The 12,391-nt window shown below is 38.2% G+C and carries 13 protein-coding genes; all 13 read right to left on the reverse strand.

The genetic code is table 11. The features are described 5' to 3' along the window. Positions 1-2: 2 nt before the first annotated feature. The 13 genes from rbsD to PTI45_RS13535 all read right to left on the reverse strand — a co-directional run bounded on the left by rbsD (position 3) and on the right by PTI45_RS13535 (position 12,309). Entirely contained in the window at positions 3-413 is a 411-nt protein-coding gene (rbsD, locus tag PTI45_RS13475) for a D-ribose pyranase (RefSeq protein ID WP_069328117.1), read from the reverse strand. Then, complete coding sequence (rbsK, locus tag PTI45_RS13480; protein WP_069328118.1) at positions 413-1,318, reverse strand: ribokinase; 906 nt, start codon at positions 1,316-1,318, stop codon at positions 413-415. Before rbsK ends, rbsD begins: the two co-directional genes overlap by 1 nt. 36 nt (positions 1,319-1,354) lie before the next feature. Then, on the reverse strand, positions 1,355-2,332 hold the full coding sequence (locus PTI45_RS13485) for a LacI family DNA-binding transcriptional regulator (RefSeq protein WP_069328119.1): 978 nt from the start codon (positions 2,330-2,332) through the stop codon (positions 1,355-1,357). A gap of 514 nt (positions 2,333-2,846) precedes the next feature. Then, positions 2,847-3,743: an aldo/keto reductase gene (locus tag PTI45_RS13490; RefSeq protein ID WP_069328120.1), complete on the reverse strand. Its 897-nt coding sequence runs from the start codon at positions 3,741-3,743 to the stop codon at positions 2,847-2,849. A 90-nt stretch (positions 3,744-3,833) separates the two neighbouring features. Further along, positions 3,834-4,478, reverse strand: a complete 645-nt coding sequence (locus tag PTI45_RS13495) for a hypothetical protein (RefSeq protein ID WP_069328121.1) — start codon at positions 4,476-4,478, stop codon at positions 3,834-3,836. 29 nt (positions 4,479-4,507) lie between these two features. Beyond that, positions 4,508-5,020, reverse strand: a complete 513-nt coding sequence (locus tag PTI45_RS13500) for a YdcF family protein (protein WP_175425182.1) — start codon at positions 5,018-5,020, stop codon at positions 4,508-4,510. A gap of 166 nt (positions 5,021-5,186) precedes the next feature. Further along, positions 5,187-5,423, reverse strand: a complete 237-nt coding sequence (locus PTI45_RS13505; RefSeq protein ID WP_069328123.1) for a DUF3953 domain-containing protein — start codon at positions 5,421-5,423, stop codon at positions 5,187-5,189. A 183-nt stretch (positions 5,424-5,606) separates the two neighbouring features. Further along, positions 5,607-8,270 carry a transglutaminase-like domain-containing protein gene (locus PTI45_RS13510; protein WP_069328124.1) on the reverse strand — a complete coding sequence of 888 codons (2,664 nt, stop codon included), beginning with the start codon at positions 8,268-8,270 and terminating at the stop codon, positions 5,607-5,609. Positions 8,271-8,357: 87 nt separating this feature from the next. Continuing rightward, positions 8,358-9,419 (reverse strand): carbohydrate-binding family 9-like protein, encoded by a 1,062-nt coding sequence (locus PTI45_RS13515; protein ID WP_069328125.1) that lies wholly within the window; start codon positions 9,417-9,419, stop codon positions 8,358-8,360. Between the two features lie 238 nt (positions 9,420-9,657). Then, on the reverse strand, positions 9,658-10,329 hold the full coding sequence (locus tag PTI45_RS13520) for a DUF2625 family protein (protein WP_069328126.1): 672 nt from the start codon (positions 10,327-10,329) through the stop codon (positions 9,658-9,660). 158 nt (positions 10,330-10,487) lie between these two features. Next, a complete protein-coding gene (locus tag PTI45_RS13525; protein WP_069328127.1) occupies positions 10,488-10,910 on the reverse strand; it encodes a YxiJ family protein in 423 nt (140 codons plus the stop codon). 85 nt (positions 10,911-10,995) lie between these two features. After that, positions 10,996-11,769 (reverse strand): SDR family NAD(P)-dependent oxidoreductase, encoded by a 774-nt coding sequence (locus tag PTI45_RS13530; protein WP_069328128.1) that lies wholly within the window; start codon positions 11,767-11,769, stop codon positions 10,996-10,998. A gap of 42 nt (positions 11,770-11,811) precedes the next feature. Continuing rightward, the gene (locus PTI45_RS13535) at positions 11,812-12,309 is read right to left on the reverse strand and encodes a GNAT family N-acetyltransferase (protein ID WP_069328129.1); all 498 of its coding nucleotides are present in this window, start codon (positions 12,307-12,309) and stop codon (positions 11,812-11,814) included. Positions 12,310-12,391 lie beyond the last annotated feature (82 nt).

Here is a 12,391-nt window from a genome sequence, read left to right on the forward strand (position 1 = left end):
TTTTAACGCGCTGCCGTTCCAAAATGTACACCTGCATGCAAAATACAATTGGCATACGGTCTAGACTCACCCGTACGGATAATCACTTTAGCCTGTTGACTGTAGCGCTTAAACTCTTCATGACTGCATTTCAACAATGGGATATGATCAAACTTTTGTTGCATATACAAAAATGTATCTTGATTCTGCGCTACCATTTCTTCAGCAATGGTGATCTGTTCAATTGCCATATCTTCTGAGATAACATGAACCACATCACGAAAACTGGGTACTCCATAAGTCAATGCCAGATCAATCTTAGGTACTCCATCAGGTACAGGCAATCCTACATCTGCAATCACGATATAATCCGTATGACCAAGATCAGCCAACACTTTCGAAATATGACTGTTCAAAATTCCATTCTTTTTCATTACAATTGTTCCTCAACTTCCTGACGTGTTGGCATTCCACCTTGTGCGCCAAACTTGGTAACGGAAAGAGAAGCGGCTCGATTACCAAAACGTAATGCATCTTGTAAAGACTGCCCTTCTGCTAGAGCCACGCCAAAAGCTGCATTAAAGGTATCGCCTGCGCCAGTGGTATCTATAGCTTCTACTTTATAAGTAGGTACAACTACTTCTTGCTGTCCATCATAATAACGAACCCCATTACTACCTTCGGTTACGAATAAGCGATTAGGATGTTGACGTAATGCTTCTTCTAACGTCTGTCCTTCAAAAACAACAGCTGCTTCATGTTCATTAGGAGTGATGTAAGACAAGTTCTTAATCACAGTGTCATTCACAGGGCGTGCTGGTGCAGGATTTAATAACAAAGGAACATTAGCATCCGCACAAATTTGACTAACATAGGTTACTGTTTCTTCTGGAATTTCTTGCTGAATCATAACGATATCTGAAGCTTGAATCACTTCAATTGCTTGAGCTACATAATCTGGAGTGACATGATCATTTGCCGCTTTCACTACAATAATACTGTTATCTCCATCGGCTAAAATAATATGTGCTGTTCCACTTTCCATATCTGTAACCGGTTCCACATAGTCTACATTGACATTGTTATCTTTGAAATTTTGTAAAATGGTTGCTCCCAAATGATCATCGCCTACTCGGCCGATCATTGTAACTTCTGCTCCTAAACGTGCAGCAGCGACAGCTTGATTAGCACCTTTACCGCCAGGAACGGTTTTGAAGCTTTCTCCAAGAACCGTTTCCCCCGCAACTGGACGTTTGGATGAAGTTACTACCAAGTCCATAGAACAACTACCGATTACACAGATTTTAGCTTTAGAAGAAGCTTGTTGAGATTGAGTCATAATACAATTCCACCTTTCTATTTCTACTTGATCAGATTAAAGTTTACGAGTTGTTTCCCGTTCTATAAATTGCACAGGCATTTGAATGATTCGTTGTTCTCCTGCTGTATCTTCAATCAATTGAATTAATAAATCAGCTGCCGCTCTGCCCATATCGTATGCCGGTTGGCGAATCGTAGACAATGCTGGCGATAATAGACTACTTAACGGAATATCATCAAATCCGATAATTTGTACATCTTGAGGTACTTTTTTACCTAAGCGATATGCTTCTTGAATAACAGCCGTAGCTACAATATCATTACTTGCAATCACTCCATCGGTATCAGGATATTGCTCAAACAATTCTTTTGCCCAGCGATCTGCATCTGTAAATGAAAAAGAAGAAGTCTGTGTTGTATGATAATGGATGCCCATATCTTGCAACACTTCTATCGCTCCTTGAAAACGGTCTTGAGCAGGACGAATATGAATCGGCCCTTGCATCACTGTAATCTGCTGACTTCCACGCTGGATCATTTGCTGGGCTGCAAGTCGCCCACCTTCTCGGCCATCTGCATAGACAGCAGGACGATCACTCGATATCCGATCTAGAAAAACAACGGGAATTTTGAGTGAACGGTAAGAAGCTGTTCCTGGATCATTGGTAGATGAGATCACACCGACTACATTATTTTGTACAAAAGTCTGTATGTAATCTTGTTCTTTGGTTTGACTTTCATCACTATTGCCAAAGATTAAGCGGAATCCACTTTCCTGCATCCGATCCTCTACTCCGCGAGCTAACTGTGGGAAATAAGGATTCGTAATATCAGGGAGCAATAAACCAATTAATCTGGATTTGCGTTTATATAAAGAACGTGCCACTTCATTAGGTGTGTAGTTCAATTGTTGAACAGATTCTTCTACTTTGCGCCGTGTATCTTCATGTACATAGCCTGTCTCATTAATAACACGTGAGACGGTCGCAACAGAAACACCTGCATGGCGTGCTACATCTTTTATCGTTGTCATTTTCTTTTCACCTCAATGTGTAACCGGTTACAGATATAAATTATCATATCCTTTTGCATTTGACAACTATTATTTTAGATTTTAATTTATTTGATGAAGGTGGATAGTTATGATTTTCCTTTTTTCGTTCTTTGTGTAGAGTTATGTATAAGTGTGCATAATCTGTACAGTAACAAAACAAATTTATTTTTTTATTGTGAATTTTTCATGTATTGAAATTTTATTTATTGCAGATATTTAGTTAAATGATCATTTAAATTAGATTGTTTCACCTGCAAAAATAGATAATCATCCAGTGGACTTATTATACGTTTAAATAAACCCTATTCGTTGAGCAACGATTCGATTGATTGAATATTCCATACACAAAAAAGATAACAAAAAAGCTATCCTCTTATCATGTCATAAGAAGATAGCTGAGTACTTATTTAGTATAACTACAAGATGGGAAATCTTTATTTTAACCGTTGATGTACAGATTCACAGTTTAGCTTTTCGAGTAAAATTTATAAGTTTACGTCTGTCCAACCCATTCTGGCTCTGCAATTTCTTCCCAACGACTACGTATCGCTTCAAAATGTTCTTTAGGTAATGCACCTTCTTTAAGCAAAGCAGCATTTTCTGTCCAGCGACTTGGCTTCGTTGTTCCGACAATTGCTGTATCTATACCTTCAATACTCAACGTAAAACGTAAAGCACGTTCTATACTTTTTTGAACTTCTTCATCTTGCAAAAATCCATAATTAAGATCACGTAAACGATTCCAATAGACAAAAGGATATTCTTGTGGACCTACAGTTTCAAGAGTCCATGCTGCATTTGCTATCGGACGCTTCGCTACAATCCCCATACCATGCTTACGCGCTTCTGGAATCGTAAGTGCAATCGCTTCTTGATCTGCAATATTAACAGATGTTTCTAGACTATCAAAAAGACCTGTATTAATCGCATATAGTGCATTCGTATGATCACCGCTGTAACCAATATAACGTGTTTTGCCTGCTTGTTTGGCACGTTGTAAGACTTCGATGACTTCCCCACGGCGCAACACTTCTTCAGAACAACTATGTAAATGGATAACATCGACATAATCGGTTTTGAGTCGTTTGAGACTGCGGTCTATACTTTGTTCCAACATCACAGGGTCCCAATCAGGAGCATCGAAATCTGCGGCATGTCCGCATTTAGTAAACAAATAATAGTCATCTCGACGATGAGCTAATGTATTACCTATCAATTCTTCACTTTGCCCGTAGCATTCTGCGGTATCAATCACATTCAAGCCTGCATCGAGTGCACTATTGAGCAATTGTTTAACATCACTTTCACTAACTCCGCTTCCTATTTCAGAACCACCAAATCCGAGCACACTAACTTCCATATCCGTTTTACCATATTTACGTTTTTCCATTACTGTAACCTCCTTGGTCATATCGATTCGCTAATTTATTACCCTTCAGCTGTAAGCGTAATCACTCATTTGGAAAATGATGTACTTTGGTTATTCTAGTTCCAACTCAAGATCATCATCTTCTAGTCGTTCTGGATTGATCCAACTCATTTGCTGAAGGTTCAATATTTCTTTAAATTGATCCACCAGATCATGCATAAATTCCAATTGATCTTCATGCTCTGGAGTCATTATTGTTTTTAATTGTTGAATTTGTTCTGCACTTACTTCAAACAGACTAAATTGTTCCACGTTGCACTCTTTAAAAAGGTTATTGATCTGCTCTTGATAGATATCACTATTATGTAATTCATCTAGCAATTGTTGACGAACCCCTTCAAAATCAGGGTTTGTATATAACAATTCCACTGGATCTTCTTCTGGATAACGATCTAATGCTAATTGATATAACGCCATATCTTCCATTTCATAATTGTAATCAAACTTAGCTTGCGATTTGCCTTTAAATACAATCTCATAACTCCACCCATGATCTTCTGCGTTATCAAAATGTAATACAGGTATCGTATTCGAAATATCATAAATAGATTCGGGAATCCTTTTATAAATCCCTGTATCTTTCATAAAAAACAGTGTCCATTCGTCATTCAGGTGACCTATAAATAAAGGATTAACATCCTGCAATAGATCGCTATGTTTGCGTTGAATTAAATGTCCAATCGTAAATTCGCTCATTAGATCACTCCTTTTTATACCTCAATATTTTAGGAAAGCTGTAACATTGCTTTAATCATCGCCAGATATTCACGTAGCATATTCTGCGGTAGCAAATACCTTAGAGATGGACTTGCTATGCCGTGCACGTTGTATCCAAGCGTAGAAGCAATCATTTCAGCACGATAAAGATGATAATTGCTTGTAACAATTATAATGGAAGCATGATTTACACCTTTCGATTGCAAAATATCTTTAGAAAATGTTAAGTTTTCAAACGTGCTGGTCGAACGATTTTCTTGAATAATACGATTCTGATCGATTCCTTGATTGACTAGGTACCGACTCATTGCTTCTGCTTCCGGGATATCTTCACCTGGACCTTGACCACCTGATACAATAACAGGAATATCAGGATGCTGTTTGAGATATACGATTCCTGTATCTACTCGTTGTTGTAAGATGATCGAAAGCTCAGAACCTCTAAGCCCGGAACCCAGAATAATCATATAATCTATATCTTTGACTTGAGTATCATTGATCTTAAAGCCAGATATAATCATAGATTCAATGATACTAAACGAAAGTATAAATACAAACATTCCTGTAACGATCAATCTTTTGAATAGGTCATGCCGGAATATTATTTTTAACCTTTTAAACATGATTTGCTCCTTATACAAGCTTAGCTGCTTTTTGAAATAATTATGTAAAACCTTTTTATAATTGCTAAATAGCTACTCCAAAAGCAATTAAAATAATGATTCCTGTCACCCAATACATATATGCCAATGTTTTTCTTTGATCTTGAAAAACAAATATTCCAGTAGAAATCATCATTAATCCGAGAAATAAATATGTATAGCCAGTATACTGTTTGGTAACAAATTCCCAAATACAAAGACCAATAACTATTACAACGAAAACCATACTAATAATCCTAAAAGTTAATTTATTTCGTAACATGTTCCCCCTCCTTTATCTTTTAAAATTATAACACCATTAACCGACGCTTGTGAAATTCACTACTTTGCACGCTATCCATCCGATTCTACATAGCAAAGACTCTATTGCTAATCGATTAACAATAGAGTCTTTTTTATATAGGACTTATTTTATAAAGCACATGTATTGCTTTCCCAAAAATAATCAGGAACCTTCAGGATTCATCTGATGAACCACACGTAACAGTTCTTTACCTGTACCCAGTTTGTATCCTTGCAAACTATAGCGAACCCGATTTTGTTGATCTACAACAATCACCACAGGTAGCTGGTCTCCATTTAAGGAAGGAAGCAGCTCAGACCATTGTGACAGTGATTGATGACGTGGATCTATCTCTATATGGGATTGTGCAGGTAAAGGATCAAGGGTTACGACTGCTTGCTCTGATGGATCTGCGATCAATAGGCAAATATCCCCTGTCCACGATTCAAGTTCTACTCTAAGTTCCGCTAATTCACGTAACAAATGCTTGGTAGGTTCACGTTCAGGTTCAAGCCATGCCAAAATGCTACCTGATGTTACATCTACTGCTGTATTCTTTGTTTGTACGTTATGCAATTGATGTTGTAGATTTTCTGGTAATTTTTCTAGCAGAATGGGTATCTGTTGCTGTTCTGTGCGGAATACTAATTCTACAGCTACTTCTTGTTCAGGTTCTACTGTGAAATAAACAAATGTGCCTAACACACTTCCATCTTCCAGACGCGTACCTGTTGTCAAACGGTACTCTCCTGCTAAAACTGTATACGGTTGATCATACACATCTTTTTCACCATAAGGAATATCTAATGTACGATAATGACCTTTTTTCAAAATAGCGACTGTAAAATTATGCTGGTATTCTGCAACCACTTCTAAAGAATCTACTGTACGTGTGAATATAATATTGCCTGTATTGGAAGCAGATGAGGTAAGCGTATCGGTCTCTTCTGAGATAGACTGATCTTTTGACCATTGTACCGAATGCCATACTCCTTGTACTTGATATTGAGGCATTGCGTTCAAAGGTTCTAAACGTGCAAAGATTCCTAGACTACGTGCAGCCGCTACAAATACAATATCCCGACTAACCGAGTCAGTCGTTCCTAACTGATGTGCTTTGGCAGGTGTAGCCATTCCTGTATAACGATCCACATCATCATTTATAATCAGTTCTTGTTCTAATACAGCGGCTAACTGCATTGGATCTGAGCGAAATTGATCTTGTTGCACTTTACTCCATTGCTTACTGAAATATGCTCGATAAGGAGTAAGCATTTCAAAATGTACCCGCGGACAAAGAACATAGGCATCCCAATCTTTCGCCATATCTTCTGTAGGTTGATTTAATAATAGTGCACCTTGCAAATAATCCTGCAATATGGCTCTACATGTATCGGTTAAGTCTTTCGGACGTAAACTTTCTAATAAACGCAAACCTAACTCTCGTTCAGATGCTGAACATTCATTGATAAAAGTAGCTATTTCCTGTCCGTTTCCTTTAGCCGTTTGCAGTATATGCCCTACCCGATCTACAGGTAATTGCCATGCTTCAGCAGCATGTTGAGCTTGCTCCTGATCTATAAAAGTCTGTTCAAACGCAGTACGAATAGCTGTCCCTGCTTTGATTCTTTGTGTATGTTGTTCAATGATTGGCTCGTCTAGCTTGATGCCACTATCCATAGCAGGAGCAACAGGGGGTGTCATTTTCCATTCTTCGGTGAATAAAGCTTTATTCTTTTCAGTAATCAGACTTGATGTGTAGGCAGATTGGGTCTGGTACTTCAATACTACTTTGAACTCTGAGGAATGACGAGTATCGATAAATGAAGTTCCCCATGATGAAGATGTGCGCGCATGAATTAGTAGGTCACCATAACCTGTAGTTAATGAAGCTCGTCCATGATCATCGGTCATTAACGAAGTTAGCGGATAAAATTCAGCCGAATTGTACAATTGAAACTGAACTTCGGCTACAACAGGTTCACCTGCTTCATTTACTGTATCCACATGAATTGATTTCACTGAAGCATAATGATCTAACAGATTGATCTCGGTATACCATGGATGTGTAGTGGTTACTTCTTCAGGGCCATTATAATCCGCAAATACGCGCGTATGCACTAACATTGCACGCTTAGCGGGTAAGCGAAACCATCCTTCATCCAATATCGGCTCAGGTTCACATGCACCTAGAAAGTGCCACTTCCCATCTGCCCATGCTTCGACCCATGCATGATTAGAATCACAATGTGCCCAGCGAGGCGTATAACACTGACGTGCAGGAATCCCGACACTGCGTAAAGCAGTTACAGTCAAAGTCGATTGTTCTCCGCAACGCCCGAGCGCAGTCCTCATTATCGTTAATGGAGAAACAGTGCGTATATCTGTGCCTATATATGTGGCTCGTTCATGACACCAATAATTCGTTTCCAATATAGCGTTAGTCATGGATAAATGTTGGACTCGATCGGCTAACTCTTTATAAATAACAGACCGACTCTGATCGATATTCTCATTATTGACTCGATACGGGAGGACATAATTCACAAAAATATCAGCTGGAATATGCGAACCCCACGGCATTTCCGCTTGAACCTGTAATACCTGCCGAATATGTTGCAGGAAAAAAGCACCGTCGTAATCAGCTAGATCATGTAGTGGCATATACGCATACAAAAATTGAAGCAACTGTTCTTCTTGCTCTGACAGAGGTTGGTCAAACACATCAAATAATGATTCTGCTCGTCCTTGTGCTTGCTCTTTTTTCCATGCTAACTTTTCTTTAATAAGATCCAGATTCAATCCATAAGCTGTACGTGTGGTCATGAATATCCCTCCTGATGATCTATACTGTTGATCGTCGATAGCTTGGCGACTGTTTGTTGATAAGAGTATGCTAGCGTCTGACAATGATTATGCTTCTTCCCATACCCATCCATCTTGACGGATACAGAGCCTAACCTGCTGATCAGGTACGATGATAGACATTTGGAACATACTACTTGTTGTTTCCAATTGAAGTTGTTCCATACGGGCAATACTTTGTATATCTACAGGTAACATGGCATATATTATTTCCAGTTGATCGCAATATCGGTCATGCTCACTTGCATACTGACGCTGACGATAATATAGCTGACGCAGTAACCATTTGTATTGTTCTATGTTTGTTATATATAAAGGCTGTTGAGAATCTTCTGTTGTCTGCTCATCAACAAAAATGACATATCCCCACAGCTCAGGATAATGCATATTCACAATGCCCATTGGACTCCACACCCAGTTATCTTCTGGAAAAGAATTGCCTGTTGCTGGATTGATTCTTTTGACATATTGGTTATCTACAATATCTACTTGCCATTGTACACGAGAAAAATTCACACGCCAGTTCTCACCCGCTATTGGCGCACGCTTATGTAGCGAACATTCTTTCAAAATCGACCAGGGCATTGCAATCTCGACACTCCATTTGCGATTGTTCGCTTGTGGATTATTCAACTCTCCATCAATATAGACAGCTGTTCGTAATCCACTGATATCCCAGCCATTAATTGCAGGTCCCTGATCTCGATACGGCTTGGATAATAATAAATCCCAAACTGTATTCAGAGCATTGATCTCAAACTCATAATAATGATGAGTATCTCCATCAGCATCTATAAAAACTTCAAAATCATTATCATAAAAAATAACAGAATCCCGCTCTGTCTGATTGGCCCATATTTCATTATCTTCTAATTCAGCACCAATATAGAAATACTCATCATCCCAGAGCATTTTGACACGGGTCTGCTTGGTAGGTAAAGGTTTCAAATCACCTTCGATATCTACAAACTCATCTGTCCAGTTCGCTTTTTTCCAAAAGGGCTGATCTAATCTTCCACTCCAATCACTTTGTCCTTCTGCCCGTTTACACTCATACTGTTTGGGTTGATACGTGATATTCGGTTCAGGAACAGCAGATAGCTTGTGCATGATGTCATCTCCTTCTTTTGTTAGCAATTCTTACATTTATTCTAAAGGAGATATAGATATGCGTAAATATGGCATATATACACTCCAATATATGTCGTATTTGTCTTTCAAATGAATAGATATAGTTAAATAGGATAATTCTACTCTAAAATAGTCAATAATACTGACAATAAAAAGCAAAAAAGCTCCTATGTAATTTAAGAGCTTTTCGTGTTTCTATGCTTATGATTGATTTTATTTATTTTCCAACGATATTCATATTCCAAAACTCAGCTACAGGCACAGCTTTTTTGCTACTCTGATCAGTAGATCCTTCTTGTGTCCACAGTGGCGGGTAAAAATGAATAGCACGATCAGGTGAAAGTGCAGAAATGTCATCTTGCCAGCCATTCCAACGCATCGTTTCATAAAACTGACTCAAACGTCCAGACGCTAACCAGATCACAAACTCAGAATAAGATAACTCGGTATCTTCCCATTCTAATGTATCCGGCGCAAAATAATAGATCGAAGGTTGTTCACCTAGTCCTCCACCATTCAAAGCAAAAAATCCACCTACGACATCATAAGCAACAACCAGTGCTTTAGCAAGAGGTTGGGTAATAATAGACGCTCCAGATTCTGGTTGCGATTGTCCATTCCATGATAACAAATCTCCATAAATATGTTCATTACCCGATCCCAACAACTTGATCCAACCCTGATCAAACAAAATCCCACCTGTTTCGTAGGCGATACAACCTAGATATGATTTAGTAGTTATTTGCATTTGTAACAAAGTCGTTTGCGCTTGCAGATCTTTTTTAGGCAAGATCGTGTACGGCGTTTCCCCTTGATTCAAAACATCCTGAATTTCCTGCCAAGCATGTTCGTTTATATCTACCAGTTGTTCGATCGATTTCATAGTCATAGTGAGCATCCTCTCTTTTCAAATCAAACTTCATGACATCATAAAATACACTAAGTAATTACACTTAGTGTATTAGGAATAATCTTTAATAACAAGTTCTTTAAAGGTTAAAATAGACAGTGCACCGTCTACTATAATATGATCTACTATCTTTTTATTTATATATATTTATTAGCTAAGCTTTGCTCATATGTAGCAATAATTTGTAACGCGCAACTACGCAATTCATTCATGTAATTCAACTCATTATTGATTTTAGAATAATCACTCAGATCGTACTTCTCCAAAAAGCTATATTTAGGAAACCATTCGAAAAAGCTTTTAGACAACCACTTTTTCATTGTATAGCGATTTTCTGCATCTTGTATACGCTGTTGAATTGTTCCAGACCAACATGTTGGTTCTATGTAAGAAGTATATGTACTAAGATCTGCATTAAATATTTCATTTGGGGCATACTTTTTAAATTCATCTGCAAATTCTTCATGTAGTTCAGTAATGTAATAGATAGATTCATCTTGATCGATTAAATTTTTATAATATGCATGGATATGATCTAATTTTGCTATTAATTCTTTCAATCTAACACTCCTTTCATATATGATGTTTCGGATAAATGATAAAACACACTAAGCCATTTTACTCAGTGTGTTATCATTTATTTCATCAAAATCCAAACACAGACATTCCACCATCTACCATAATCGTCTGACCCGTAATATATCCAGCGGCTTCAGAAGCTAAAAAGACGACTGGGCCTACGACTTCTTCCAAATTACCGACACGTTTCATCGGCGTTCGATCTAGAATATCTTGCATATATTGTTCATCAGCTAGAATAGTTTCTGTCAGTGGCGTACGGAAATACCATGGACCGACTCCGTTAACTTGAATACCGTATTGTGCCCATTCCATCGCTAAAATTTTGGTCATATGAATTAACCCTGCTTTGGTTGCGCCATAGACTACCCCTGTTCGCAAAGCGGTGTGTCCACCAACCGAAGCAATATTGATAATTTTACCGCCACCGTGTTCCTTCATTAAATGTGCTGCCATTTGCGAAGCAATTAAGGCTGAATGTAAATTAGTATCTACAATGGTATGCCACTCGCTATCGGTTACATCTAATGCTTTGGAGCGAATATTCATTCCTGCATTATTGACCAGAATATCCGGTGCGCCAAATGCCAATTCAAAACGATCAAATGCAGATTGCATTTGTTCACGATCTGTTACATCGGCTGGAATACAGATAGCTTTGCGACTACTATGTTTTTCGATCAACTGCTTGGTCACTTCTAGATCTGAACCTGTTCTAGCAATCAACCCTACATCTGCTCCTGCTTGAGCAAGCCCAATCGCCAATGCTTGTCCAATACCTTTGCCGGCTCCAGTGACAATCGCTTTTTTATCTGATAATGAAAATGATGGTAAATACATAATGTGTCTTCCTCTCTATGCTGTGATTAGGGATCATCTGGTTTATTCTGCTTTGTGAGTATCAAAATACTGACTGGGATTACCGTATTCTGGATGAACGACTTCTCGATACTGCTCTTTGGTATATTCTCCAATCACCTGACGCCAGAACAACTGTGCAGGACGATTGGTTTGTACTTGTGTAACTTTCCATTTGCCGATATAACGAGCGAATAATTGATGAGCTGCCCATTTACCTATTCCTGTACGCCTGTATTTTTTCAAAATAAAAAATTCAGTCATATAGTAATCACCTTCAGAAGAATCTTTCAATCGATCGACTAAAGCAAAGCCTGCAATATAAGAATCAGCATAAATCAAAAATGGAAACTTCTTCTCCGGTTGACTCCAATACTGATTTAACCCTGGATATTCTGGAAATCGACCTTTATCATCCAGATCAATACTCAAATAATATGTAAAATCATAAAGATACAATTGCATCATTTCTCGGATCACACGTCTGCGACTGCGTGGCACTTGTTCAAGCTTTAATCTCATGATGAACCTCCGTCATTGAAGTCAGGTCTTTGGTATCCAAATGCACTTTTTCTTATCTTTTTACTATATACTTTTCACGTCA

Origin of the sequence: Paenibacillus nuruki, assembly GCF_001721045.1 — a bacterium.
Classification (GTDB): domain Bacteria; phylum Bacillota; class Bacilli; order Paenibacillales; family Paenibacillaceae; genus Saccharibacillus; species Saccharibacillus nuruki.